The following is a 25,032-nucleotide window of genomic DNA, read 5'->3' on the forward strand; positions in this document are numbered from 1 at the left end:
ACTAATCATACACACTTTTTCAGGTGGATCCCCGTCACACGGGATCCGCCGTACCACTATGGAACACCCCGATAACATGGCCGCCGAGCGTGCGGTCGAGACGGCGGAACGAATCGAAGATACCGACAGTATGGACGAGTTAGATCCGCTGGACGTGAAAGTAGAACTGTCGCTCGGATCCCGCGAGCCGAGTATCAGTAACGTGATTCTCGTGCTCGGTGTCGGTGGTCCGCACGTCGAATTAAACGCCTCTCGTGGCACCGTGTCGGTGTCGTGGGGTGGCGACCACCACACGACTCACGTCAATAATGAACCGCTGTGCGACGAGATTCACGACTTCTACGCGCGGCAGATGCGCGAACACTACCTCGCGTAAGTCGTGGATCAATTCTTTGCGAGGATCCCGTTCACTCGGGTTCCTGGCGTCCCTATGAACACACAAACTCAAACCAGCGACAGCACCGAACCCCCCGAGACGTACACCGCGCTTCAAGAGGTGTCCCGCGGGGATCGGATCGTTATCAACGACACCGAATACCGTGTGGTAATTCTCCATACAGGGATTCGGGCGTTGTTCGGTACCGACTATCCGACGCTCGTCGGTCCCGACGGTGACACCCACGGTCTCGGCTTCGGGAAAATCGCAGATAGCGACGCCGACGGGGTGATCTTCTTAGATGATATCTCCGACGATCCACAGCCGTCGGATCTGCTCGCGGGGTACGACGACGTAACAATCCACGAGGACGACGCCGAAGCCGCGTTCGACGTGCTGCCGACGACGGACACGGACGAGTGTCCGTGTTGTGGCAACACGTCGGCAACGTTCGAGTACGGCGAGCGAGACGGGCTTCGAACCCGCGAGCTACGGAAGTGTACGGACGACGACTGTGAAACGTGGTTCGTTCGGGATCGTGTTCTCGACCCGTCCGACGCGGCAACGGTTGAGGTCGTGACTCCGAGCGACGAGACGGTAACGCTTGAACTATCAGGCGTGTACCGTGAGACGATCACCTCGCGGTTCAAACTCGATCCGCGCCGAGACGCCGAGGAACGATGGCTTCAAGCGTCCGAAGTGGCGTCGTTCCTTCGGAAAAAGATGGGTTCAGACGACCCGTTCGGTGTCGTGAAACCCGACGGACACCGCTCGTTCCGTAATGGGCCGACGTGGAAAGACAGCAAATACGGCGCGGATATGCTCGTTCAGTTCGTCCCCGTCGAACTGGACGAGTGACACCGCCCGCCCACCTTTTGCGAGGATCCCGTTCACTCGGGTTCCTGGCGTTACTATGAGCACACAAGCCAACAGCAACGACAGCACCGACGACGCGCTCGTTGAAAGTGACGTTCTCACCGACGACATTTGGATCAACGACGACGGTCACGTTGAAGGATCCGCCTACGTGTTCGATAGTGAGAACGGATACGACGTGTCGGGTGTCGTTCACTCATACGATTACGAACAGCACGGAGAGCAACGAACGAACCACGTTCCGCGGGCGGTGCTTACTCGACCCGATGGAACGATTCTCAAAGAGGTGTCGGATCACGACAGTAGACACCCCGAAAAAGCGATTGAACGCGCCGCTAACTCCGCGGAGTGGCTGTATGAGAACGCCGAACAGTTCACCGACGACTAATCTCACGGATTTTCTTTAGTGGGACGGATTCACACCCCGACCACTACCACTATGACGTACCCACAAGTTACCGTAACAGGATACGACCTCCCCGAGCCGTTCGATGGTATTGACGACGATGAAACAATCAACGATCGCGGAACCGAGGCGACGTACCTCCCCTCTCGATTCAAAGTCTTAGATAGCGGAGTGCTGTTTCTGGAGTGGGAGGAAGGCGGCGAGCGACTGTGGATCAGTCCCGAGAACTACTCGGCTGCTCGCGTTCCTCCGCACGAGTAACCCCACGCCTCGGTTTTTCAGGGTGACGGATCACACCCGACCCCGAACACTATGAGTACCCAAACCGACACCAAACTCGACAGTATCGCAGCCGTCCGCTCGGCTTTTCACGACGTGTTCGGATACACAGAACCCGACGAGGCGTTCGGAGAGTACGCCGAGCAGGCGTCGGATCGTCTCGCGGTCGGAGAAGATAACTGTGTCATGTACGCACCCGAGGATGTGAGACTCCCCATCGGGATCCCAGTCGCGGAGTGTGAACCCGTCACGGATACGGACCACGCTCGGGCCGACCCCGACACGTCGGACTGCCGCGACGAGAAGCGCGACCTCACGGTGTTCCGTACCGACGAGAGTGAACACACGATCCAAACGTGGTACGTGGATATGCTCGCGGAGCTGCTCGGTGAGAACCACGACGAGGTACACGACAGAGCACACGTTCATCCGAACTACGCACACTACCCTGTCGTGTTCGACGTTCCACACGGACACGTTCTCGTCGCACCGTTCATCCCCGACGAGTGAGCCACACTACCTCTTTGCCTGTACGCCCGTCAGACGGCTATCAGGCACTCTTATGACCGACGAAACCCCACCGAACGAACTGGTTGAATCAATCCGTGAAGCAATCGGGATGAGTGGTGCGCTGTTTCAGTCTCACCCTGACCACGGTGAGTGGGAAACCACGCGTCCAGGAGCGCGTGTCGGGGAGACAGCAGCGTTTGTCCGTGACGTTGATGGATCCCCGTCAGACTTTATCTCGGTCTGTTTCCGCGAGGAAGGTGAAACAGAGCCAGGCAGCGATCACGAGTGGACACAAGACGCTTACGAGATTATTGTCTCTCGGAGTGACGGAACACAGCACCGTGAGATAGGCACCGACGTTTCACAGACAGCCGAGCTGGTTGCGGAGGAAATGGTTTCCATCGCCGCGTAACACCCACTCCTTTCTTTTGCGAGAACACCTGTCAGACGGTGTTCTCACACCACTATGAGTACGAACGTAACTCCGCTAACAGACGTTGAACCGATCACAGGCGTCCGCGACCTCCGCTCCGCGCTGGAGTGGTACGACGACGGCGGATCCCGCGGTCCCGATGGGATCCCGATTCAGATCACAGGTGTCTGGGACGTGATCTGTGGCAAGCCGTACCCCCACAACGACGCCGAGATAGGGGGGTTCGGTGATCTCATCGATCAGCTTACCGAGAACCCCGAGAAGTGGGACGACAGCGATCTCACACACGACGACGTACACCGTGTCGTCGGGCTGCTCCGCGGGCTTCAGTCCGTTGAGTCCGAACACCGCTACTACCGCGAAGATCGAGAGCGAACCAGTAAGTTCGATACCCGAACCCAATGTTGGGTCGGACTGTACCACGTCACGGACAAGACGACGATAGTGACGTACCTTCACAAGTCACCTGGGATGGGGATGTCGGTGTATTCCACCACGGGGGTCGTCGCTCCGCGGAAGGACGTTGACGACAAACTCCGCGACGACGTGTTCTACGACAAGTACGATTACACGCTCGTTTCGGAGTGACACCACACACCCACTTTTTGAGAGAACCGCCGTCAGACGCGGTTCTCGCCTGCCTATGAACGCACAAACCAAAGCGATGAACGACAGGTATCGAGACGAACAGCCGTCACAACTCCACCAATACGCCTACGAGATGGCGATTGAGACGGGATCGGTTCCCGAGAACACCCGCGAGGAGATGATCGCGGAACTGTACGAACCGTTCGCGCCACAAGAGCTACCCGTCGATCCGTGGGAACCAACGTTACCCACCCAAGACGAGGGCAACGGCCTCGGGCGAGCCGTGACCCGTGACGACTACGGGATTACGGTTCACATTTCCAAGAAACTGTACCACCAACAGCCCGACGGGGTACTCCTCCGCCCAATTGACGACGCGATACGGAAGCGCGGCGAAGCGCTGGTGACGGACGTGTACCCCCGCAGCGAAGATGTTGAAGCCGACGTAATGCCAGCGTACCACTACAACCTCCGTGTCGAGCCGTTACCGTGCTGGCTGGCGAAGTGGATCGGAGAAGACGGGTACGACACGCACAAGCCGATGGACTAATGACTGATCTTAGAGCCATCGACGCCGAGGAGCTGGTCGGACAGTTGAGCCTCATCAGCGAGGTACTGGAAGACGCAGACCTTTCAGACGAACAAGAGCAACGCGCAGACGACGCAATGAGTGAGATAAACGGGCTGATTCAGGGATTCGACCAACCCGTCACGATCCGCGACAGGAACGACACAATCAACGTGATTGTTGAGAAGTAACACCCACACTCCTTCTTTCGCTACAACGGCGTCATAGCCCGCGTAGCAACAATATGAGTACACAAGATCAAACAGACGACGAGACGGTATCGGTTCACGAACGGAAGTTCAACGGTACCGCGACGTTGAACATCAACGCAACGACGAAGCGACGTGCGAAGGCCGCAGCGCGTCAATACTTTCGTGAGACGCACGGATCTGACCCCTCCAAGATAATCGCAGAGGAAAGTGACCATCTCGTCGCGGAGGGTGAGAAAACGCAGTTTACGGTGATGGTTGCGGACCACAGTTCGGGGTCGCTCTGTAACAGCGAGGAGTACACGTTCTAATGTTCTTCCCGTTGTGCTGGCTGTTCGGTCACGACATGACCGAGGTACGGCTGCGGTGTATCGGCCTTTCGGTTGACGGACTCGACGTACAGACGTACGACGCGACACAACTCAAACGACGGTGTTCGCGAGTCGGCTGTCGTCACGAGACAGTAGAAGTGAAACCCCGCGAGGAGTGACCCCCTTCGCACTTTTTCGCGGAACGGCCTTCAACGGCCCGCCCGCACGTACCTATGAGTCAAGTTACGATTGAGTACCACGGTGAGTCTGTATCGCTACCAGCAACCAAAGAGAATCAAGCACGTCTCTCCGAAGCCAACGACGAGATAGCGTCGCTGTTCAGAGACGCACGAAAAGAGAAACTGAAAGAGACTGTTGAGGAGGTCGTCGGATTTTCGTGTGACGTTCACCACTACGATCGCGGACTCGGTGGGCCGTGGGTGCGTGTCACTTCGCACGGACGGACCTCAATGGACAAAGGAATCCCACAAAACATCGCGGAACACGACGATATTGAGATCGTGATGATCCGTGGCAAGGGTAATTCGTCTCCGAACGGCGTGTACGTCGGGTTCACAGACGACTGATCTATCTACCATTTTTCGGTTTGCGAGGTTCCCGTTCACTCGGGTTCCTGGCGTTACTGTCGTGTTCGTGAAACGGACGCGACCGCGTGCCACGGCGTAAGCGTGGCAGACTATGAGTCAGACTGAACTACTGCTCCCGAGACGCATCGAGCGAAAGATTACGAACCGCGGACACGACCGCTGGTATCAGTACGAGGGTGAGAACCTGTTTGACGCCGACGCCATTGATCGGCTCCGTGACCGTTTCGACCAGATGAACGACACCAACTGGAAGAAAATGTTCACCGTGAAGGGTGCGAGTGGTCCTCGCACGAAGATCCGCACCAAAGACCTCGACGCCTTCACAGAAGCCGTGCGAGACGCAGAGATCGTGTGGAAAGAGGACTATGGCCGACCACTAACCGCGTTCGGGAATCGGATGTACGGCGAGCCTGTCGGTGAGATGAACGTCATTGAGATAGTCGAGGAGAACCCCCGAAAGACGGTGGTTCAAGCGAACTATCAGACGGGTCACAAGGCGTTCATCGGCGGCAAGAAGGGGAAGCGACAGGACATCCTTCTCCCTGTCCGTGCGTTCGAGCAATGGCTGTACCACACCGAAGTGGTCGAACCGCTTTTTGCGGATTACCACGAACGGTACCCATACTGATGAACAAACAACAGCGTGAACAACAGGCGATCCATTGGGAGTCACAGTTCGAGAACTTGACCGAGGAAGAACAACAGGAGTGGCGCGAGACGGGGAGCGTTGACGGTCTATGATAGACACGGACGATCCGCTGAATGGTCGTTGTCCGACGTGCGGGAAATACTGGGCTGTGTGTATCTGTAACCCGACGCACCCGACGAACGCGGCATAATCGTCCGCTGCTTTTCGACGCAACGGCAGTCACACGCCCGAGCGTCAGTTACCTATGGACGAAGCAACCACCGTCTTAGAATTTGAGGAGGAGACAAAAAACTACGCCAAGTACGAAGCAGAAGAAAACAACGGCGTTGTTGCTGATTTCACTTCTGTGTACGTTCCACAGGAACAGTTTGATGATCCACCACAGACGCTTGCGCTTTCTATTGAGTCCTAATCTATTTCTTTCTCTTTTGCTCAACGGCGGTCAGACGCCCGAGAGCTTGTCGCGTTCGTGAAGCGGACGCGACCGCGTGCTACCGCGTTAGCGTAGCAGGCTATTATGTCGAAGGCAACCGACTCCGCCGACGTTGACCCGTCGGTCACGACCGAGGAACCGTCCGTTGACACCGAGCCGTCTGTCGAGCCGCAGGGGACCGCCCGAGCAATTTCGGTGAAAGACACCAGCCACACCGACCCGTTGTACGGGACTGACCGTACGACGGCACGGGCGATCATGGACGAAGCCCGTGACCACGACAGCACCGTGATTCGGAAGCCTGAAGTCGCCCGATTCGGCAACCTGCTTGAGATAAGCCTTCGCGGGACTGTGGCTGTGTCGTACAATGACGTGCTACGGGCAATCAACACCGACGTGTACGTGGTTCAGAACTTCCTGTCGCACTCCTCGGGGAGTGTTACAATCACGCTCAAGACCCCGTAACGTGTCTCCCTCCGTTCTTTTGCTCGCTGGTCGGTCAGACGACCAGCAGAGCACATCCTATGAGCCGAAAACACATCTACATCGGAGAAGTGTACTGTGACGGCCAGCGAGTCGAACAAATCGCACACACGACCCAAGGTGGCGCACAAGAAGACGTTGAAGTAATAGCATCAGGGTACAGCGGTGAGGTGGAAACTGAAATCCACACACTACGACTGTATCGTGGCCCCGAGGCAACCGAGACAGCAGCCGACGTTAATGAGGACTCATAATGCCAAGTAGAGGAGACATTATTGACAAGTGGCATCAACTCTGTACTAATTGCGGATACCGAGTACACATCAACCTCGTTCGGGCGAACGACTGTCCGACGTGTGGGAACGATACGTGGACGCGGAACAAACAGCAGGTGAGTGCCTAATGGGTGTGAAACGTGAGGCCGACTGTAAGGGGAACCATCCGTTACGGTTAGTCTGTCGAGACGGAGACTGTGAGATAACTCGGTTCTGGACCGATGAGACGATGGGCAACGGCTGTCCGAGTTGCGGAAATATAAGTTACAAGCCCGCTGAAACAACGGTACAATGAACACCGCAGCAACGGCTGTCGGTGTACTGTTCGGCGTCGGACTCACAGCGTTGACATACGGAGCGTTGTACGGCCACAAGCGATACGTCCTGCTCGGCGTATTGACGCTCTCAATCGGTGTCCTGCTGCTAGCGTCAGCGTAGCCGCTGACGTTCTTTTTCTGTCACAATCGCTCTCACAGGCGCTTGTGACCGTTCGGAGTCGGAACGTCCAGTAGATCATGACAGACGAAACCGTTAGTCTGAACGCCGAACAGCTCGCGAAACACGCGATGTACCAAGCGTACGAGTCCCGCGACGACTACTGTTTTGGTACTGTTCCCGACGAGATCAAGGGTTTCTCGCTGTACGACGCCCACAAAAACATCACCGAGGTAGACGAGATCACCACGGAGTCCCGTCACGGCCCCTCGTTCAGCGACGAGTTAGCCGATGATGAAGTCCTCGACGGCCTCGCTGTCGAAGCCGAGATGACGGGGACTGTCTCCGAGCAGACGAGTCGCGCGACGCGACACCACCCCGCGGAGTACAAGAACCACGACGCAGACGTGTACGTGCTGGCGTGGTGGTTCCCACGGCCTGATGAACTGGCCCCACTCACCGCGATCGACGTACAGGCGGAAATGCCGAGGGCGGCAACGCCTGCCCCCGATCCCGAACCGTACGAGGACCGCCTATGAGTACCGAGACGACCGATGGGGCGACGGCCTCAACCGAGCAACTGGCCGAACGGTTCGCTGACGTGGGGTGGGTGGTCCGTGTTAAGGAGACACGACGAAACGAGACGACCCACCAGATCATCACCGAGAAATCGCTGCTGCGGATGGACTACGAGATCCATACGATAGAGAACCTCGGGTGTTCCGTCCAAGCGATTTCACAGACAGGCCACTACGGGTGTCGCGTGTACGTTCGAAAGCACTCGTGAACACTCGGATAATTCATTTTCCACGGTGATTGTTTCACATCAATCCCGTGTCAACTAACCGCGTACTGGCCGTCCAAGCCCTTGTCTATAAATATCGGACACACAAACACAGTACATACACGATGTCAGTACGCACCCGATCGGTTACGACTGAAAGCGGAGATTATCTCCGCGTGATAGAGTGGAGTAACGCTTCGCGGGAGTATGAGACAATCGTCTGTGAGTACCCCGTTGATGACCCTGAAACGTTCATCGTCCGTGGGTACAAAGCCGAGGACGATGAAGACGACCCCTCGTATCGGGATGTATTCGAGATGCGAGAGTTGTCGTTTACGCCTATCTCAATCGCAGGGTTGGGTGAACGAGAACGATTGATGGGTGTTAGTTCGACGGGCGACGACGATATGGCTGCGTACGAAGCGATTCCTCGCGATATTCAACTCTCCTTACATAGTATTGGATTCACGCCTGTGCCGCGTGGTGAGGGGTGGTTAGATGGGGTTTGACCCTGACGAACTACCCGTTGTCACGTTGTTCCGCGGGAAAGCCTTCAACGGGCTGACGCGGCTGATACTGGACAGCACAGAAATCCCCTCCGAGTGGCTCCGTGCGAAGGAGCTGCGGGAGGCGATTGGCGTCTCCTCGACGGCGTTCCAGAACGTCCGTGACCAGGCGGTCGCGTTCGGGCTGTTGGAACCCTCCACCGATGATGAATCCGCACGGATGCCTCGCTACCGTCTCCCCGAGACGCCAACCGTCCAGATTCTTCGATCGTTCCACGGAGAGTACGTCCCCGCCGATGATCCCGACGTGAGCGACGATGTCACCGAAGTTCGGCTCCCTGATCTGATGGAGTTGAACGGACGCGCACGTCTCATCGGGTGGTTCCTCGCCGCCGCGGACCCCGACGAGCAGTATTCCATCTCCAAGATGAGTGATGTCGCACCTGTCGGTCACACGACGGTGCGAAACCACATTGACACCCTCGTTGACTACGGGATTGTCACAACCCATGAAACGTCGCGTGGGTCACAGACCTACACGACGTACCAGTTCAACCCCGAGAGTACTATCGCTGCGGTACTCTACGATCTCAACGAGGCTGTTGCGAACCAACGTGCTGCGTACTACGAACAATGAGTACCCAATCAGTTCCATCGCGGTATCAGCCCTCCGAGCGAGTGGTTGATGACCGCGACCGACTCCACGAGTTGTACTGTCAGCGCGGCCTCACAATCCGTGAGATCGCCAACCAATACGCCGAGGTCGGACGCTCGATGGTCTGTGACGCGATCCACGACCACGGACTCACCGACGAGGAGGAAAAACGAACAGCAATAGAACAAGGCGTGTCTGACTTCCACGACGAGAAGAACACGGACAACGCCGAGGAAACCTCGGCTAATCTGTCGCCCTCAAAGAGAACGACAGACCGCGGAACGGATCCGCCGTCGTGGGTAGACTTCTCATAGCATCGCTCGCTAACAATTATTTTTTGCTGGTGGTTGGATCGTACCAGCAGTCTGTTTACCCTTACGTTTTTGTAGGTGTAACCCGAACAGAGGGATGTCGCGAGGTAGTTCAACTTGCCTCGTGGCAGGCTATGAGTACCACAGAGCAACCGACACAACCACGACAGACCCGCGAACAGCGGTACGAGGAACTGATCGACAGCCTTGACCCCAAACTGAAGGGGAAGGCTGACTACGGGGCGTCGGCAGCGCGGAAGGCCATGCTCTCGCGGATCCCTGTCCCGAACCACCAGCTCGCGAGAATCGGGATCGAAGTCCCGCATCGTGAGTACTTGGACGACGCGGACGACCGTGTCACGCGCAAGACGACGCTGCGATGTGAGGATGGAACGAGAGTCCACCTTCATCAAGACGTTCGAGAGGCGGACGACGAGGACACCTTCGGCTCCTTCGGGGCCGCAGAAGACGACGTAGATGACGTAATCTGGACCGTCGTCGGCCTCGATGATGGCACCGTGGATCTCACCGTCGTCGGTGAGTGGTCTCGGAGAAGGCACGTCCCGTACGATGAGTTTGCCGACGAGTACGAGCCGTTGTACCTCGCAGATGGACAACCAAAATGGGGATACTGAAATGACAAGTGAGAAACCATACAAAGATCAACAGAAGTTGGAATCGTTGCTTGAGAAACACGAATATCACGTACCTAGCGTCGCTGATGAGTGTGGTGTGAGCAGGGGAACGATACATCGCTGGTGTGAAAAACACGGGATCAATCCTAAACCATACTCTGATAAAGAGAAGCTCAAAGAATTGTACGTTGATAAGGGTCTAAGTGCCGAAGAAGTTGGTAATCGCTTGTGTGGAAGCGAACACTCTGTGTTGGACTGGTTGCGGAGGCACGATCTTCCCGTACGCACAGCTTCAGCAGACAGACCGCCACATTTCCGTACTCAGCACGGGTATGAGAAGTGGTCAGTGACTCATCAAGGATCTTCGTTCGATGTGATGGTTCATCGGTTACTCGCAGTAGCGGAACATGGTTTAGATGAGTTACGCGAGAAGGACGTACATCACAAGAATCGGATACCGTGGGACAATCGAACTCAAAATATTGAGTTACTCACCACCGAGGAACACATGAGAGATCACCTCTCTACGTGGGATAGAGACGATGACGGCAGAATACTTCCTCACCAATGAAACTGAAAAGACAAAAGCGTCGGTCGGTGCCGTACGATGAGTTTGCCGACGAGTACGAGCCGTTGACGCTTGCCGACGGACAGCCTCAGTGGGGGTATTAGATGATTAGTTGGTCACTCACCGTCGTCGCTACCGTGACTGTCGTAACAGTAGGACTATTAATAGAAGACATCCACAGGCGCCGCCACGAGCGGAAGATGAAGAAGTTAGAACAACAGGCCGAGTTAGACGAGAAAATGTTGGACCGTGAGTTGGAAAACAGAGAGATAGAGAAAAATGAGTAAACCGTCGAAGCATCGGCTTTACGAGCTGTACTGGGGTTACGGAGAAACCCACAACGACATCGCTGACCGCTATGACGTGAACGACAGAACCGTCAGCAAGTGGTTCAGCGACTATGGGATTCCTGTTGCCGCGAACGGGAACCGTGATGCGTTCATGTTCGCGATGCGGGACAAGCGGTACTACTACCGCCTGTACTGGGGCAAACGGCTGACGCACACCCAAATCGCGGCACGCGAAGGACTTGGCAAACGCTTCGTGAAAGAGACGATAGCGGCGTCGTCCATGCCAACACGGTACAGCGCCTACACGGTGCGTGAGCCGACGGAGATCCCGAAACAGTACGAGTGGCCGACGGAGCGGTCCGCGCCTGCCTCGACGGCAGACCCGACAGCGGATCTCCCCGATGATCCCGACGGGTCGAAATACCTCGTGGACGACCCCGACCAGCAGTTCGACAAACACCGACTCTACGAACTGTACTGGGGATACGGCCTCGCGCTCCCGCACGTCGCTGCGGAACTTGGCGTGGCGCAAGGGACGCTCCGTGATCGGCTCCGTGACCGTGGAATCCCGATTCGACGGTGGGAGAGCCATCTGCGATGGGAACCCCATCACGGCGTCCCGCCGAAGTACGAGTGGCCCGCTGAACGAAAGCGAGCAGACGACGAACCGACAGCGAAACAGGGTGTCTGGAGAAAGCCACCCGCAAGTGCTGACTAACATCCATGAGTGACTACACGCGAGAACCCAACGAGAACTGGCTTCAAGAGAACCAAGGCGAGACGGTGCTGTTACAGTTCCCACACGCAGAGTACGTTGTCACTGTCTATGATGACACAGAAACCGCAAAGATGCTCAACGAAGCCGATGGGGGTGTTCCAGCGGATGACTAAACTACATCGGAAGAAGGTTACAAAGAGCCGTAAGCACCGAGATCGTGGCGGCTTCCCTGTGTCACTCCCCGACAACGCGGAGATTGAGTACATCTCCGAGCAAGGGACCAGCCCCGTGTACGTCTACTACACCAAAACAGGTGAGAAAGATGAGTGACGCATGGATCTCCGTAGACACAGTCGTAGAGAACGGCGAGGTCCACGTCCTCCAACAGCGCGTGGTTGCTGCGGTGGGTGCTGACTACGGGTTCGATCCCCACCCCTCAAACGAACACCGCCTGATCCCGATGCGGGAGCTGAACGGTGTCGCACCGAACGACACCGAGGTAGCGGGGGTGGATCACGTTGCCTGACGACTTCAACGAGGAAGACATCGACGCAGTCCTCGAACGGATCGAACGCGAACAAGAGGCGTTTAAGATGTATCTTGCGGGCTACCGTCAGCGGGTCCGTGACGAACAGCGTCAGCCCAGTTCGCTCCGTCAGCGAGAGGGCTTCGCGAACCATCTGAAAAACAAGTTCCGTGGGGAATACGATGAGTAACGATACTCCGACAGAAACGATGGAAGTAGAGGGGACGTACCGACTGAAGAATCTCACAGGACGTGAGGCACAGATGGCTGCGGCGTTCGTTCACGGTCTTCGTGTCGGTGAACAGCGAGCGAGCGTCCCACGTTCAATGGTTCACCCGACTAAGGAAGATGGCGGTGGATCTGAGGACAGACCCGAAGGATTTGAAATGGAGGATCTAACGGAATGACTAACAACCCAACACCATCGACAGTCTCGGAGAGACAGTCGTCGGAGACGACTGCTTCGCAGTCGTCACGCAAACCGAGATACGAACTGACGGACGAGCAGCGTCGGGCAGCAGAAGGAATCATCGAACGAGACAATCCCGCAGCACCCCTTGCGAGGATGTTGATCTACCTTGATGATAACGCGTCTTCGAACGAATCGCCTCCAAGTTCCTCTAACGCCCTCGCCAGTTGACCGATAACTTCGGGATCGTCTAACACGTCCATCAGTTCTTGTACCTCTTTCTGCGCGCGTTCATCTGTGGCGTGAAGTGCTCCCTCGGCAATTTGAGACTCCGCCTCGTCACGAGCGGTGTCTGCCTTCGGGCTAAAGACCATCCGACACGATGGGCAGACATCGTAGTGCGGTTCTAACGGTTCATCACATTGCGGACACGTCGCAGGCGTCAGCGACTCCTCGCGTTCATCACGGATCCCCACGTCCAGTTCCGCGTTCTCGATGTAGTCTTCGTCCACGAGGTGCTGGTAGGTGCGTTCCAGCTCCCGAGAGCCAGCCTGATGGCCGATAAGATGACGGACCGTGTCCATGCTCATCCCGTGTTTTGAGATTGCCATCGTCACGAAGTAGTGACGAAACTGGTGGGGGTTGGAGGGCTTTTCCACCCCTGCGCGGTCCGCAATTCGCTTGGTGATCCGTCCGAACGCCTGTTTGGAGAGATGATCCCCTGGCTCGATGTCGTCGTGCCCCGACCAGTCGTAGATGTGAGTGAAGAACGCATCGTCGGGGTCGCCTGTCGGATGCGAGCGTTTCCACTCTCTCGCCGCCTTCTGTGCGCCGAGCAGGGGCCGCTTCCCCTCGGCGCCTTTCATCCCCTCGCCTTCGGGAATATACAACTTCCCGCTTTCACCTTCGTTCGGTCGCACGTCTCGGAGGGTCAACATCCGCAAGGCGTTGTGTCGTTGTCCTGTGTAGATCAGCATCTCCAACAGCGCCCGATCGCGTTTGTTCGCGCACGCCCGCCGCATCGCCTCGATCTCCTCGGTGTCGAACATATCCCGCTCGTCCACCTTCGTGTCGTCCCGATCCACGAGGACGATGTCGTCGGGATCGACGTTCACCTCGTGACCTTCGGGATGATTCTTGTGGAAGCGGTAAAATGCTCTCCATGCTACCTGATTCTGGTGGATGGTGTTTTGCGAGAGGCCGTCCGAATCCACCGTCTCGTGATCGCCACGGAGACGCGCATCCGCAAACCGATTCAGCTCCGCTGCCGTACAGGTGGTGAGATCGACGTGTTTTGCCGTCCGATGAAGTGTTGAGGCGTACGAGAGTCGGCTGGAGACGGAGAGTGTCTGTTCGCGACGGTCCTTGCCCTGCTGTATCGGCGGCTCCAATCGGAGGGAGTCGGGGTTGTAGGCGTCGAGGAAGGCCAAGATTGCCTCCTGAACCTCGGGGTCATAGTCCGCAGACCCGATTTCCTCGCGTCTGCGTTGGAGATACTCTGTGGTTTTATTGCCGCTCATCGTGTATCGCGGTTGGAGGCAACACAACTTATGTTTGGTGGAGGTAATTCAATAGATCCACGTAAAATGAAACAGATGATGAAACAGATGGGGATCGACGTCGAGGAGCTCGACGCCGAGCGGGTCGTCATCGAGACGGCCGACGGCGACGACCTCGTCTTCGACGGCGCCCAGGTGACCAAGATGGACGCCCAGGGGCAGGAGACCTACCAGATCGTCGGCTCGCCGGAGTCGGTCGCCGACGCGGGCGCGGGCGGCGCGACGGCCGTCGAGGGCGGCGACGACCCGGCGCTCGACGACGCGGACGACGGCGACGACGGCATCCCCGAGGAGGACGTGAAGCTGGTCGCCCAGCAGGCGGGCGTCTCGAAGGAGGCCGCCCGCGAGGCGCTGGAGGCGGCCAACGGCGAGCCCGCGCGAGCGATCTCCGACCTGCAGTGACGGACGCCGCGTACCTGCTCGTCCACGAGGACCGCGAGTACCTGCTGGAGCCCGGCGAGGAGTTCGGCACCGACCTCGGCGTGATCGAGGTTCCCGAGGACGTCGCGGCCGGCGACGAGGTCGAGACCCACCTCGGCACCGTCTTCGAGGTCCGCGCGCTCCGCGGCCCCGACCTGTTCAACCACCTCGAACGCACCGGCGCGCCGATGATGCCGCGCGACGTGGGCCTCGTGATGGGCCACACCGGCGCGTCCGGCGGCGACCGCGTCCTCGACGCCGGCACCGGGACCGGCATCCTCGCCGCGTACCTCGGCCGGGCCGGCGCGGACGTGACCACCTACGAGGTCGACGCCGAGTTCGCCGAGGTCGCCCGCGACAACATGCGGACGGCGGGCGTCGCCGACCGCGTCGAGGTCCGCACCGGCGACCTCACGGACGAGCTGGACGCGCTCGCCGACGGCGAGCCGTTCGACGCCCTCACGCTCGACACGGGCGACGCCCCGGCGGTCGTCGAGCGCGCGGACGACCTGCTCGCGCCCGGCGGCCGCCTCGCCGTCTACTCGCCGTTCGTCGAGGGGACCCGCGAGGCGGCCCTCGCGGCGCGCGAGGCCGGCTTCGACGAGGTCGAGACGCTGGAGACGATCCAGCGCGAGATGGATTTCTCCGACCGCGGCTCCCGCCCCTCCACCGCGGGCGTGGGGCACACGGGCTACCTCGTGTTCGGTCGGGCGCCCTGACGCCGGCGCGGCGACCCCTTCCCCCCGACGCCCGCGCTCACCGGCGCAACGCTCTTTCGGATCGCGGCAGTGACGACGTGTGTGACCGGCGACGACGCCGAGACCGGGACCGAGCCCGACCCCGCGAACGACGCCGAGACCGCGAGCGTCGGGTCCGAACCGGCGGGCGACGACGCCGGCGACGGAGCCGAGGTGTCGGACGTGCTGCCGCGTCCCGACGACCCGCTCGCTGAGGCGGTCGAGACCGCGCTGGCCGGTCGGTCCGCGGTCGTCGCCGTCGGCGTGCCGATCCGGCTGCTCCCGTCCGTGCTGGCCGCTCGCGAGCGCTCCTCGGGCCCGCCGTGGCGGGTCGCGTGCCGGCCCGGCGTCGTCGACGCGCTCTCGCGCGCGCTCGTCCTCGGAAGCGCCGTCGCCGAGGCGGTCGAGACCGACGAGATACGGGTCCGGACCGGCGACCCGCTCGGCCACGGGACGGGCGGGACGCTGTTCGCGAGTCCGGATCGCGCCGACGCCGTCGTCGGCCCTCGCGGGGACCGGACGCTCGCGACGACGGCCGACGCCGGGTCCGACGCGGTCGACGGCGACGCCGCGGCGGTCGACGGCGCCCGCGCGACGGCCGCGTCGCGCTTCGACGCGGCGACCCCCGAGACGGTCGGGATGCCCTCGCGGACGCGGCTGCTCGCCGCCGCGCGAGAGGCCCTCGACGACCGCTTCGCCGACGACTTGGAGGCGCTGCTCGCGGCGCTCGACCCCGGCGAGTTCGGGCGGACGACGGACATCACTGACCGGACGCTCCTCGTCGCGCTCGCGGCGCGTCACGACCACCTCTTCCGCGACCTGCGGACGTGGGTCGGGACCGACGGCGTCGGGATCGCCCCGGCACAGGAGTTCACCGGCGACCGGCAGGCGCTCGTCGACCGGGGACTGATCGAGTCGGTCAAGGTGCCGATGGGGCCGGGACGGCCGATGCTCCGGCTCCGCGCGGTCCACGACGCGCTGTTGCGAGCGCGGCCGGAGGAGGTGCCGGACGTTCTGGAGGGCCGGTTCGCGCTGCCGACCGACGCGGACGGGCGGGTCCGCGACGACGCCCGCCGGGGCGAGCGCCGCCCCGTCTGGAAGCGTCGGCGCTGGTGACTCGACGGCGTTGGGTCGGGGCCTGGCGTTCGGGCGACGTGGCAAGAACTAACTCTCGGCGGCGCGCCCACACTGACATGACGACGTTCTCCGACAGGGTCGAGCGGATCTCGATAAGCGGGATCCGCGAGGTGTTCGAGGCGGCCGGCGACGACGCGATCAACCTCGGCCTGGGCCAGCCCGACTTCCCGACGCCGGACCACGCCCGGCGGGCCGCGGTCGACGCCATCGAGTCCGGGAAGGCGGACGCCTACACCGAGAACAAGGGCACGCGGTCGCTGCGGGAGGCCATCGCCGAGAAGCACCGCGCCGACCAGGGGATCGACCTCGACCCGGGTAACGTCATCGCGACCGCGGGCGGCAGCGAGGCGCTTCATATCGCCCTCGAAGCCCACGTCGACGCCGGCGACGAGGTGCTGACCCCGGATCCCGGGTTCGTCTCCTACGACGCCTTGACGAAGCTGACGGGCGGCGAGCCGGTTCCCGTTCCGCTCCGCGACGACCTCACCATCGACCCCGCCGCGATCGAGGACGCGATCACCGACGACACGGCGGCGTTCGTCGTCAACTCCCCCGGCAACCCCACCGGGGCCGTCTCCTCCGAGGAAGACGTGCGCGAGTTCGCGCGCATCGCGGACGAGCACGACGTGCTCTGTATCTCCGACGAGGTGTACGAGTACACCGTCTTCGACGGCGAGCACCACTCGCCGATGGAGTTCGCGGAGACTGACAACGTCGTGGTCGTCAACTCCGCCTCGAAGCTGTTCTCGATGACCGGCTGGCGGCTCGGCTGGGTGTACGGGTCCGACGAGCGCGTCGAGCGCATGCTCCGCGTCCATCAGTACGCGCAGGCGTGCGCCTCGGCGCCGGCCCAGTACGCCGCCGAGGCCGCGCTGCGCGGCGACCGCGGCGTGGTCGACGAGATGACCGCCTCCTTCGAGCACCGCCGCGATATCCTCCTCGACGGCTTCGAGGACATCGGCATCGACTGCCCGACGCCGCAGGGCGCGTTCTACGCGATGCCTCGCGTCCCCGAGGGATTCGTCGACGAGTGTATCGACCGCGGCGTGGTCGTCGTCCCCGGCGAGGCGTTCGGCGAGGGCGGCGCCGGCCACGCGCGGATCTCGTACGCGACCGACGAGGCGGAGCTGCGCGAGGCGCTCGACGTGATGGCCGAGGCGTACGCGGCGGTCCGCTGAGCCGGCGGCGGACTGCGCCGACCGGTCACTCCGCTTTCCCGCCCGTGATCCGCAGGTAGCGCTCGTAGTACTCGTCGCCGTAGCGGATCAGCTCTTCCCGCCCCTCGCCGACGCCGCCGTCGTTCCGCACGTCCCCGTCGAGGAAGTGGCGCGCGTCGAGCGCGCGGACCAGCTCCGCGTAGGCGTCGGAGTACGGGTGCGTCTCGCCGTACTCCTCGACCGCCGCGCGGTCGACGATCCGCCTCGCTTCCGAGGAGAGCGCGTCCGGGTCTATCCTGGGCCCGACGAGCCGCGCCCGGAGGATCGATTCCATCCGGTCGGGGCGCTCCGCGACGGGCTCGGCGGTTGGCCGGTAGACGGCCTCGTGGAACCGCTCCCGCTCGATATCCACTCGGTACGTGGTCTCTCAGTAGGCGACGCGCTCGGGGCCGTCCTCGTCGAGCAGCGCGCTCTCGGACCGGGCCGCCTCTGACCGGTACACGTAACCGCCGCGCTCGACCAGCCCGACCGGGTACCCGCCCGCGTTCCCGCGGGCTCGCGCGGCGAAGTAGGCGATCCGGACCGCGCGCCGGTCGGCGTCGGGGAGGTCCCCGCCCTCGCCCCCGTCGACCGCCGATCCGCCGTCGCTGTCCGTCGCCGTCCCTCCGTCGTCGACGGCGTAGAGTCTGAGGACCGGATACGCCTCTGCGACCTCGCCGACCACGACCGATCCGAGCCGGTGATAGGTCCCATCGTCGAGCACGTACGCCGGATCGTCCGGGGTCGCGAAGAACGGCCTGCGATGGCGGGTCGTGTACGGCTCGCCGGCGAGCGCGGCGTCGAGCGCCGCCTCGTCCCACGCGTCGGCCGGGGCGTCGCGGTCGCGGACGTACCGGTCGCGAAGCGGTCCGTCGATCTGCGAGAGCGAGAGTCCGAGCTCCGGACCGTCGCCGCCGCTCCGGTCGGCGCCGTCATCGGTCCCGAGACAGCCCGCGACGGCGCCGACCCCGCCCGCGAGGCCGGCGGCGAGGAGGCGGCGACGAGTCGCCGTGAGGTGTTCCATACCCGGTCCTCGTCGGGGCGACGGGAAAGCGGTTGGCGAAGCACAAACGCCCGCTTGAGTAACCGAGGACGCTCGCTCGCAGGCGCGGCCCCGGAGCCGCTTCACTAATTACCTCAGGTTATCCGAACTCTACGGAGAGTTTCCGCAAGTTATACCGTCGCCCGCGGAGTATCCGGCGGTAATGGACCGGAACATACAGGTCAGCCGCCTCGACCGGCAGGCGGTCGAGGACCAGGAGGTCGAAATCGTCGAGCGAAAGGGGATCGGTCACCCCGACTCGATCTGCGACGGCGTCGCGGAGTCGGTCTCGCGGGCGCTCTCGCAACTCTACCTCGACCGCGTCGGCAAAGTCCTCCACTACAACACCGACGAGACCCAGCTCGTCGCCGGCCGCGCGGCCCCCGCGTTCGGCGGCGGCGAGGTCGTCGAGCCGATCTACATCCTCATCGTCGGCCGCGCCACGAAGGAGTACGACGGCGAGCAGCTGCCCGTCGACTCGACCGCGCTCGCGGCCGCCCGCGACTACCTCGCCGAGGCGATCCCGGAGCTGGAGTACGGCACCGACGTGGTCGTCGACGTGAAGCTCGGCGAGGGGTCGGGCGACCTCCAAGATGTCTTCGGCGAGGAGACGCAGGAGGTCCCGATGGCCAACGACACCTCCTTCGGCGTCGGCCACGCGCCGCTCACCGAGACGGAGACCATCGTCCACGAGGCCGAGCGCGCGCTCAACACGACCTACCACGACGACCACCCCGAGCTCGGCCCCGACGTGAAGATCATGGGCAAACGCGAGGGCGACCGGATCGACATCACCGTCGCCGCCGCGATGGTCGACGCGTACGTCGACGGGCTCGACGAGTACGACGACGCGGTCGCGTCCGTCCGCGAGTACGTCGACGAGCTCGCGCGCGAGTACACCGACCGCGAGGTCAACGTCGACGTCAACACCGCCGACGACTACGACGAGGGCTCCGTCTACCTCACCGTCACCGGCACCTCCGCCGAGCAGGGCGACGACGGCTCGGTCGGCCGCGGGAACCGCGCCAACGGGCTCATCACCCCGAACCGCCCGATGTCGATGGAGGCGACCTCCGGGAAGAACCCCGTCAACCACATCGGGAAGATATACAACCTGCTCTCCACCCGCATCGCCGAGTCGGTCACGAGCGAGGTCGACGGGATCCGCGACCTCCAGGTCCGACTCCTCTCGCAGATCGGTCGGCCGATCGACGAGCCGCACGTCGCCGACGCGCAGATCGTCACCGAGGACGGGGTCGCGCTGGGCGACATCGAGGACGACGTGCTCGCCATCGTCGACCGCGAGCTGGCCGACGTGACGGACGTGACCCGCAGCGTCATCGAGGGCGACGTCTCGACGTTCTGAGGGCGGTCGGCCCGGGGTTTCTACAGGCGAGGCGCCGTAGCGAACGCCATGGCCGACACCCCGACCGACGTCGACCTCAAGGCCGACCTGACCGACGACGTGGCCCTCGTCACGGGCGCGACGCGCGGGATCGGCGCCGAGATCGCCGCGGAACTCGCAGACCTGGGCGCGACCGTCTACGCCGGTGCGCGCGACCCCGACGACGTGACCGCGGCGGACCAGCGCGCGATCCGCCTGGACGTGACCGACGACGACGAGGTCAGCGCCGCGGTCGACCGGATCGAGCGCGAGGAAGGCTCGCTCGATGTCCTCGTGAACAACGCGGGCGTGTTCCCCCGGTCCGGGCCGCTCCACGAGATGGACCCCTCGGACTTCGACCGCACGACGGCCGTCAACCTCCGCGGGCCGGTGGTCCTGACCAAGCACGCGCTGCCGCTGCTGTTGGAGGAAACCGGCGGTCGCGTCGTGAGCCTCTCGTCCGGGCTGGGGCAGTTCACCGAGGGGCAGATGGGCGGCGGCTACCCGGCCTACCGGCTCTCGAAGGTCGGCGTGGGCGGGCTGACCGCGTACCTCGACGGGGAGTACGGCGATCGGGGCCTCATCGCGAACGCCGTCTCGCCGGGGTGGGTCCGGACGGACATGGGCGGCGACGAGGCCCCGAGAACCCCGTCGAAGGGCGCGGAGACGCCGGTCTGGCTCGCGCGCTTCGCGCCGGGGAGCCCCGCGGGCCATCTCTGGAAGGACCGCGAGCGGATCCCCTGGTAGCGTCGCCGACCGCAACGGATTTGCGCCGCCCGGTCCGAACCCCGGGCATGACGCGGGTGTGTCTCCTCGGCGACCCCGACGTGGAGCTCTCCTACGAGCTGCTCTCCCGCGAGACGGCTCGCGACGCGCTCGCCACCTACGACATCGAGGAGCCGTTCGAGAACAGCGTCGCCGTCGACACCGTGAGCCTCGGCGCCGCCGTCTCGCTCCTCAACGACCTCGACTGGTACCTCGTCCGCTTCGTCGCGGAGGCGCTCGTCCTGGAGCCGTCCGTCGCGACCGACGAGTGGCTCTCCCGCGACCTCGCCCGCGAGGTCCGCGACGGCGAGGTGCCGCCCGAGGAGACCGACCAGCGCCTGAAGGTGTTCGGGCTGGTCGACGGCCGTCCGGTCGAGCCCCTCTTCGTCCGTCGGCGACAGGGTGAGACGCCCGAGTACGACCTCCGCGACGTCGAGGAGACCGTCGTCGTCCGCGTGAGCGAGTCCGAGTTCTCGGGGTAGGGCGGTCCCTCTCCGTCACTCGTCGACCTCGGCGAGGATCCGCGTCCGGACCGGGTCCACGTCGACCGGCGCCCACGCCTCCACGTCGTAGGTCACGTCCGCCAGCGTCTCCAGGCGGTCGTCGTCGCCCGCGTTTATCGCCTCGACCGCCTCCTCCCGCAGCCGTTCGAGCACGGCGTCCGCGAGCGCCTCGCGGTCGACGTCGCGGTCCGGCACGTCGAGGATGTGCGGGAGGTCCTCGGCGCCCGCCGGGAGCGTCGGGAACGCGGCCGGACCGACCGCGAGGGCGGTCGACCCGTCGTTCCCCTCCTCGCCCGCTCCCCCGTCGCCGTTCGCGACGTCGTCCGCGCCGCCCCCGGAGAGCGCGCCGCTCGGCGCCGGCACGAGCGCGTACTCGGCCACCGCGAGGTCGATGGCGGCGTCGATGGCGCCCTCGTCGACCTCGGCCCGCTGTTTGAACGCCAGCTCGGAGAGCGCCCGCGACAGCTCCGCCCGGGTGAGCCAGCCGAACAGGTCGACGACGCCCGCGAGGTCGTCGCGCGCGGCGACGCTCGGCCCGCTCGCGTCCGCCATCGTCAGTCTTCCCCTGGCGCGGGCTCCGCGTGTCCGTCGTCGGTCGCCGAGCCGCCGACGGCGTCGGCCCCGCCGCTCCCCGCGCCGTCGCCGCGGACCGCGTCCAAGTCCGCCTCGGCGGCCTCTCGGACCTCGTCGGGGTCGACCGGCGCGTCCTGCCACGCGGGGAGCCGCGTGTCGGGGCCGGGCTCGCCGAGCGCCTCGGCGTAGGTCGCCACCTGCGAGCGCTCGTCGGCGGCGTCGTACGAGAGGCCGTTGAACGCGGCGTCGGCGGCGTAGCCGTCGACCAGCGTCGCCGCCGCGTCGCGGTACCGGTCGGCGAGGCCCTCGTAGTCGACGTCGACGCCCGCGTCCTCGACCGCGCGCAGCGTCGCCTCGCCGACCGCGCGGCTCATATCCGCGAGCCCGGTCGGCCCCTCGACGGAGCGGTGGTCGTGTTCGTAGCGGCCGAGGTCGACCTGCGCGCTGTCCGCGAAGCCGGCGTGGCCGAACGCCTCCCCGAGGGTCCCGACCTCCAGCCCCCAGCCGCGCTGGACGCGGAGCCGCGAGACGAGGTCGCTCGTCGCCGCGAACTCCCCGGCGAGCGCGTAGCGGAACGCCGAGAGGTACTCCAGGACGGCCGGCTCTCGCCCGGGCGCGGCGTCGCCGAGCGCGCGGACCAGCGGCCGGAAGAACAGCCTGAACAGCCGCCCGTACAGCGAGCCGTCCTCGACGCGGGCGTAGTACCCCTTCGAGAAGGCGTAGCCGCGCCCCAGCGGGAACAGCAGGCGGTTGACGAACGCGGGCGAGTAGGTCTTGGTGTCGGCGTCGTGGACGACGACGAACTCCTCGTCGAGCGCGCGGCCGAGGGCGAGCCACACGTCGCGGCCCTTGCCGCGCTCGCCGTCGAGCCCGCGCGCCTCCAGCAGCGACGCGAGCCGCGGGCCGTCGCACCACAGCGTCTCGACGTCGAGGTCGAAGCCGTCGAGCCAGTCGGCGAATGGCCCGGCGCGGTCGGCCGACGCCCGCAGCGGGACGATGACCCGGGCGGGGTCGACGGTCTCCAGCGTCGAGAGCACGCGCTCGGCCGCGAGCGTCCCGTACTCGCGCTCGGTCATCGGCACGACGACCGCCGCGCGGTCCGTTGGGGCGTCGGGCCGGTGGTCGGTCAACGCGTGGAGGGTCGTCACGCGCTCCTGAACGTACTCCATTTACCGATCACACGGGAGCGACGCCCAAAACAGGTGCGGTACCCCCGACCCGTTCGGCCGCTTCGAACGGGGTTCGCGCTCCGGTCTCGTCGCCGGCGGGGCCGCGCCGCCGCGTCAAACCGTCCGCGTCGAACCCGCCGCCCCGCCCGGGACGCGCCCGAGGCGGTAGAGGGCCGCGTACCCGGCGACGAGGAGCGCCAGCCCGCCGGCGAGCGCGAGGAAGACTGCGTCGTACCCCGCGCCCGCCTCGATCGCCTCGCCGACGACCCAGGAGCCCGCCGCCTGCGTGGACATCATCCCGGCCGAGAACATCGCGTACGCCGACGCGCGCGACTCGTCCGGCAGCGACGCCAGCAGGTACGTGTCGCCGGCCGGGAACAGCATGTGGATGGCGAACCCGACGACGACGCTCGCGGCGATCACCGCTGCGAGCCCCTCCGCGAGGACCACGAGGACGACGCCCCCCACGAACGAGGCCACGATGCCGAGCAGGTAGGGCACGTGCGGGAGCCGGTCCGCGAGGTCGCCCGAGACGAGGAAGGCGGGCACCCCGGCGGCGAAGATCACGGTCAGGAGGTTCCGGGCCGTCGCCCGGGGGAGCCCCTTGTCGATCATGTACAGCTCGTAGAAGTTGAACAGGCCCTGCCACACGAAGCTCGTGAGGCCCATCAGCACGACGCCGGCGAGGATCAGCTTCCACTCGCCGCGGGCGGCCGCGAGGAAGTCGGTGTCGCCGGCCCCCGCGTCCGGGAGGTCGGTCCGCTTCGCGAGCGCGACGAACAGCAGCGTGCTGGCGGCCGCGGCGACCGCGAGCGCGTAGAAGGCGTAGCGCCAGTCGTACCACAGCGCGACGGTGACGGCGGGCGCGGCGATGACGGCGGAGAGCTGGCTGGCCATGCCGTGGACGCCCATCACGCGACCGACGCGCTGGGGGAACAGCTCCGAGATGAACGGGTTAGCGGCGACGAAGTAGACGCCGGAGGCCAGCCCGACCGCGAAGGCGGCGACCATGAGCGCGAGCACGCTCGGCGCGAGCGCGACGCCGAGCGCGCCGGCGGTCAGCATCGCGCCGGAGACGACGATCACGCGGCGCCGCGTGAAGCGCGTGAGCGCCCAGCCGGCGGGGAGCCGCGGGGCGGCCGAGCCGAGCCACGCGAGCGTGACGATGAGCCCGGCGGTCCCCTCGCGGATCCCGAACGCGTCGATGAACTCGCCCACGAGGGGCGCGAACACGACCCGGGCGAAGTTGACGAGGAAGACCAGCGCGCAGAGCGAACCGAACAGCCTGGTCCGTGACACGGCGGCGATTCCGCGCGCCCGGACACAAGCGTTGCGAAAGCGCCCGGTCGGACGCCGAGAGGATTCAACCGCGGCGGGGGAGCCCGTACCGCCCCGCCAGCCCGCGGTTTCGCCGAAGTCGTCAGACCGATGTCGTACAGGGTTTTTATGCGCCCCGGCGACAAACCCCGGGTATGAAATCCACGCGCAAGGGGCTCCGCGACGGGGACCTCGTCAAGGACACCTACGAGCGGCTCAACTGCGCCGACTGCGACCAGGTCCTGAAGAAGGAGAACGACCCCGACGAGGTGTTCTCGGTCCGGATCTGTCCGGAGTGCGGCGCGCGCTACAAGGAACTCCGCTGAGGCCGCGCGCCCGAGACGCCGACCCGCCGTCAGAGTCCCCGCCCCACCGCCACTTTCTCTCCT

The 25,032-nt window shown here is 63.6% G+C and carries 39 protein-coding genes and 1 pseudogene; 35 read left to right on the plus strand and 5 right to left on the minus strand.

Translation table 11 applies throughout. From position 1 onward, the window contains the following. Positions 1–58 precede the first annotated feature (58 nt). The 27 genes from EXE44_RS05110 (at position 59) to EXE44_RS21090 (ending at position 12,839) form a co-directional block, all read left to right on the plus strand. Positions 59–376 carry a hypothetical protein gene (locus EXE44_RS05110; protein ID WP_137716234.1) on the plus strand — a complete coding sequence of 106 codons (318 nt, stop codon included), beginning with the start codon at positions 59–61 and terminating at the stop codon, positions 374–376. A gap of 54 nt (positions 377–430) precedes the next feature. Further along, a complete protein-coding gene (locus tag EXE44_RS05115; protein ID WP_137716235.1) occupies positions 431–1,234 on the plus strand; it encodes a hypothetical protein in 804 nt (267 codons plus the stop codon). 55 nt (positions 1,235–1,289) lie between these two features. Continuing rightward, positions 1,290–1,640: a hypothetical protein gene (locus EXE44_RS05120; RefSeq protein WP_137716236.1), complete on the plus strand. Its 351-nt coding sequence runs from the start codon at positions 1,290–1,292 to the stop codon at positions 1,638–1,640. Between the two features lie 51 nt (positions 1,641–1,691). Then, positions 1,692–1,919, plus strand: a complete 228-nt coding sequence (locus EXE44_RS20175) for a hypothetical protein (protein WP_158293439.1) — start codon at positions 1,692–1,694, stop codon at positions 1,917–1,919. 51 nt (positions 1,920–1,970) lie between these two features. Next, positions 1,971–2,447: a hypothetical protein gene (locus tag EXE44_RS05125; RefSeq protein ID WP_137716237.1), complete on the plus strand. Its 477-nt coding sequence runs from the start codon at positions 1,971–1,973 to the stop codon at positions 2,445–2,447. A 52-nt stretch (positions 2,448–2,499) separates the two neighbouring features. Then, complete coding sequence (locus tag EXE44_RS05130; protein WP_137716238.1) at positions 2,500–2,859, plus strand: hypothetical protein; 360 nt, start codon at positions 2,500–2,502, stop codon at positions 2,857–2,859. 54 nt (positions 2,860–2,913) lie between these two features. After that, positions 2,914–3,468 (plus strand): hypothetical protein, encoded by a 555-nt coding sequence (locus EXE44_RS05135; protein ID WP_137706929.1) that lies wholly within the window; start codon positions 2,914–2,916, stop codon positions 3,466–3,468. A 55-nt stretch (positions 3,469–3,523) separates the two neighbouring features. Then, positions 3,524–4,018, plus strand: a complete 495-nt coding sequence (locus EXE44_RS05140) for a hypothetical protein (protein WP_137716239.1) — start codon at positions 3,524–3,526, stop codon at positions 4,016–4,018. Then, complete coding sequence (locus EXE44_RS05145) at positions 4,018–4,227, plus strand: hypothetical protein (RefSeq protein WP_137716240.1); 210 nt, start codon at positions 4,018–4,020, stop codon at positions 4,225–4,227. The genes EXE44_RS05140 and EXE44_RS05145 overlap by 1 nt, the downstream gene beginning before the upstream one ends. Before the next feature lie 53 nt (positions 4,228–4,280). Next, positions 4,281–4,556, plus strand: coding sequence for a hypothetical protein (locus EXE44_RS21085; RefSeq protein ID WP_137716241.1), 276 nt, complete (start codon positions 4,281–4,283; stop codon positions 4,554–4,556). A gap of 233 nt (positions 4,557–4,789) precedes the next feature. Continuing rightward, a complete protein-coding gene (locus EXE44_RS05155; protein ID WP_137706943.1) occupies positions 4,790–5,143 on the plus strand; it encodes a hypothetical protein in 354 nt (117 codons plus the stop codon). Between the two features lie 112 nt (positions 5,144–5,255). Beyond that, a complete protein-coding gene (locus EXE44_RS05160) occupies positions 5,256–5,792 on the plus strand; it encodes a hypothetical protein (protein ID WP_137716242.1) in 537 nt (178 codons plus the stop codon). 265 nt (positions 5,793–6,057) lie between these two features. Further along, complete coding sequence (locus tag EXE44_RS20180) at positions 6,058–6,225, plus strand: hypothetical protein (RefSeq protein ID WP_158293440.1); 168 nt, start codon at positions 6,058–6,060, stop codon at positions 6,223–6,225. A gap of 105 nt (positions 6,226–6,330) precedes the next feature. Beyond that, positions 6,331–6,711, plus strand: a complete 381-nt coding sequence (locus tag EXE44_RS05165) for a hypothetical protein (protein ID WP_137706907.1) — start codon at positions 6,331–6,333, stop codon at positions 6,709–6,711. A gap of 584 nt (positions 6,712–7,295) precedes the next feature. Next, entirely contained in the window at positions 7,296–7,442 is a 147-nt protein-coding gene (locus EXE44_RS20185) for a hypothetical protein (protein WP_158293441.1), read from the plus strand. Positions 7,443–7,519: 77 nt separating this feature from the next. Next, positions 7,520–7,978, plus strand: a complete 459-nt coding sequence (locus EXE44_RS05170; protein WP_137716243.1) for a hypothetical protein — start codon at positions 7,520–7,522, stop codon at positions 7,976–7,978. After that, positions 7,975–8,226, plus strand: coding sequence for a hypothetical protein (locus EXE44_RS05175; RefSeq protein WP_137706913.1), 252 nt, complete (start codon positions 7,975–7,977; stop codon positions 8,224–8,226). Before EXE44_RS05170 ends, EXE44_RS05175 begins: the two co-directional genes overlap by 4 nt. Before the next feature lie 173 nt (positions 8,227–8,399). Further along, complete coding sequence (locus tag EXE44_RS05180) at positions 8,400–8,732, plus strand: hypothetical protein (RefSeq protein ID WP_137706912.1); 333 nt, start codon at positions 8,400–8,402, stop codon at positions 8,730–8,732. After that, positions 8,722–9,366 (plus strand): hypothetical protein, encoded by a 645-nt coding sequence (locus EXE44_RS05185; protein ID WP_137716244.1) that lies wholly within the window; start codon positions 8,722–8,724, stop codon positions 9,364–9,366. Before EXE44_RS05180 ends, EXE44_RS05185 begins: the two co-directional genes overlap by 11 nt. A 41-nt stretch (positions 9,367–9,407) precedes the next feature. Then, the gene (locus EXE44_RS05190; protein ID WP_137707015.1) at positions 9,408–9,698 is read left to right on the plus strand and encodes a hypothetical protein; all 291 of its coding nucleotides are present in this window, start codon (positions 9,408–9,410) and stop codon (positions 9,696–9,698) included. 131 nt (positions 9,699–9,829) lie between these two features. Further along, positions 9,830–10,330, plus strand: coding sequence for a hypothetical protein (locus EXE44_RS05195; protein ID WP_137706905.1), 501 nt, complete (start codon positions 9,830–9,832; stop codon positions 10,328–10,330). Positions 10,331–10,706: 376 nt separating this feature from the next. Then, positions 10,707–10,901, plus strand: a complete 195-nt coding sequence (locus EXE44_RS05200; protein WP_137695008.1) for an HNH endonuclease — start codon at positions 10,707–10,709, stop codon at positions 10,899–10,901. 276 nt (positions 10,902–11,177) lie between these two features. Continuing rightward, positions 11,178–11,906 carry a hypothetical protein gene (locus EXE44_RS05205; RefSeq protein WP_137716245.1) on the plus strand — a complete coding sequence of 243 codons (729 nt, stop codon included), beginning with the start codon at positions 11,178–11,180 and terminating at the stop codon, positions 11,904–11,906. Positions 11,907–11,911: 5 nt separating this feature from the next. Next, positions 11,912–12,079 (plus strand): hypothetical protein, encoded by a 168-nt coding sequence (locus EXE44_RS20190; RefSeq protein WP_158293442.1) that lies wholly within the window; start codon positions 11,912–11,914, stop codon positions 12,077–12,079. 149 nt (positions 12,080–12,228) lie between these two features. After that, a complete protein-coding gene (locus EXE44_RS05210; protein ID WP_137716246.1) occupies positions 12,229–12,432 on the plus strand; it encodes a hypothetical protein in 204 nt (67 codons plus the stop codon). Then, complete coding sequence (locus tag EXE44_RS05215; RefSeq protein ID WP_137695089.1) at positions 12,425–12,622, plus strand: hypothetical protein; 198 nt, start codon at positions 12,425–12,427, stop codon at positions 12,620–12,622. Before EXE44_RS05210 ends, EXE44_RS05215 begins: the two co-directional genes overlap by 8 nt. Then, on the plus strand, positions 12,615–12,839 hold the full coding sequence (locus EXE44_RS21090) for a hypothetical protein (RefSeq protein WP_137706949.1): 225 nt from the start codon (positions 12,615–12,617) through the stop codon (positions 12,837–12,839). The genes EXE44_RS05215 and EXE44_RS21090 overlap by 8 nt, the downstream gene beginning before the upstream one ends. A 166-nt stretch (positions 12,840–13,005) precedes the next feature. Here EXE44_RS21090 and EXE44_RS05225 read toward each other — a convergent pair whose 3' ends face one another. Further along, a complete protein-coding gene (locus tag EXE44_RS05225; protein WP_137716247.1) occupies positions 13,006–14,361 on the minus strand; it encodes a tyrosine-type recombinase/integrase in 1,356 nt (451 codons plus the stop codon). A 30-nt stretch (positions 14,362–14,391) separates the two neighbouring features. On the opposite strand from EXE44_RS05225, the gene EXE44_RS05230 reads away from it, so the two are divergent. The 4 genes from EXE44_RS05230 to EXE44_RS05245 all read left to right on the plus strand — a co-directional run bounded on the left by EXE44_RS05230 (position 14,392) and on the right by EXE44_RS05245 (position 17,872). Next, positions 14,392–14,802, plus strand: coding sequence for a nascent polypeptide-associated complex protein (locus EXE44_RS05230; protein ID WP_137716248.1), 411 nt, complete (start codon positions 14,392–14,394; stop codon positions 14,800–14,802). Then, positions 14,799–15,539, plus strand: coding sequence for a tRNA (adenine-N1)-methyltransferase (locus tag EXE44_RS05235; RefSeq protein ID WP_121564490.1), 741 nt, complete (start codon positions 14,799–14,801; stop codon positions 15,537–15,539). The genes EXE44_RS05230 and EXE44_RS05235 overlap by 4 nt, the downstream gene beginning before the upstream one ends. An 81-nt stretch (positions 15,540–15,620) precedes the next feature. Beyond that, positions 15,621–16,673 (plus strand): DUF5821 family protein, encoded by a 1,053-nt coding sequence (locus EXE44_RS05240; protein WP_137716249.1) that lies wholly within the window; start codon positions 15,621–15,623, stop codon positions 16,671–16,673. Positions 16,674–16,750: 77 nt separating this feature from the next. Further along, the gene (locus EXE44_RS05245; protein ID WP_137716250.1) at positions 16,751–17,872 is read left to right on the plus strand and encodes a pyridoxal phosphate-dependent aminotransferase; all 1,122 of its coding nucleotides are present in this window, start codon (positions 16,751–16,753) and stop codon (positions 17,870–17,872) included. Between the two features lie 25 nt (positions 17,873–17,897). On the opposite strand, the pseudogene EXE44_RS05250 reads toward EXE44_RS05245, so the two are convergent. Continuing rightward, a pseudogene (locus EXE44_RS05250) lies at positions 17,898–18,914 on the minus strand (hypothetical protein). A 181-nt stretch (positions 18,915–19,095) separates the two neighbouring features. Here EXE44_RS05250 and EXE44_RS05255 point away from each other — a divergent pair. The 3 genes from EXE44_RS05255 to EXE44_RS05265 are packed head-to-tail and all read left to right on the plus strand — an operon-like array spanning position 19,096 to position 21,563. After that, positions 19,096–20,298 carry a methionine adenosyltransferase gene (locus EXE44_RS05255; RefSeq protein WP_137716251.1) on the plus strand — a complete coding sequence of 401 codons (1,203 nt, stop codon included), beginning with the start codon at positions 19,096–19,098 and terminating at the stop codon, positions 20,296–20,298. A gap of 48 nt (positions 20,299–20,346) precedes the next feature. Next, positions 20,347–21,063, plus strand: a complete 717-nt coding sequence (locus EXE44_RS05260; protein WP_137716252.1) for an SDR family NAD(P)-dependent oxidoreductase — start codon at positions 20,347–20,349, stop codon at positions 21,061–21,063. Between the two features lie 47 nt (positions 21,064–21,110). Beyond that, positions 21,111–21,563, plus strand: a complete 453-nt coding sequence (locus EXE44_RS05265) for a DUF5804 family protein (RefSeq protein WP_137716253.1) — start codon at positions 21,111–21,113, stop codon at positions 21,561–21,563. Between the two features lie 15 nt (positions 21,564–21,578). Here EXE44_RS05265 and EXE44_RS05270 read toward each other — a convergent pair whose 3' ends face one another. From EXE44_RS05270 to EXE44_RS05280, 3 genes are all read right to left on the minus strand, one after another. Beyond that, positions 21,579–22,136, minus strand: a complete 558-nt coding sequence (locus tag EXE44_RS05270; protein WP_137716254.1) for a hypothetical protein — start codon at positions 22,134–22,136, stop codon at positions 21,579–21,581. A 2-nt stretch (positions 22,137–22,138) separates the two neighbouring features. Next, a complete protein-coding gene (locus tag EXE44_RS05275; RefSeq protein ID WP_137716255.1) occupies positions 22,139–23,326 on the minus strand; it encodes a glycosyl transferase family 2 in 1,188 nt (395 codons plus the stop codon). Between the two features lie 114 nt (positions 23,327–23,440). Further along, the gene (locus tag EXE44_RS05280; RefSeq protein WP_137716256.1) at positions 23,441–24,625 is read right to left on the minus strand and encodes an MFS transporter; all 1,185 of its coding nucleotides are present in this window, start codon (positions 24,623–24,625) and stop codon (positions 23,441–23,443) included. Between the two features lie 173 nt (positions 24,626–24,798). Between EXE44_RS05280 and EXE44_RS20670 the strand changes: the two genes are divergently transcribed. Continuing rightward, positions 24,799–24,969 (plus strand): HVO_0758 family zinc finger protein, encoded by a 171-nt coding sequence (locus EXE44_RS20670; protein WP_173230526.1) that lies wholly within the window; start codon positions 24,799–24,801, stop codon positions 24,967–24,969. Positions 24,970–25,032 lie beyond the last annotated feature (63 nt).

The sequence above is a fragment of the Halorubrum sp. SS7 genome, assembly GCF_005435055.1.
GTDB classification, from domain to species: domain Archaea; phylum Halobacteriota; class Halobacteria; order Halobacteriales; family Haloferacaceae; genus Halorubrum; species Halorubrum salinarum.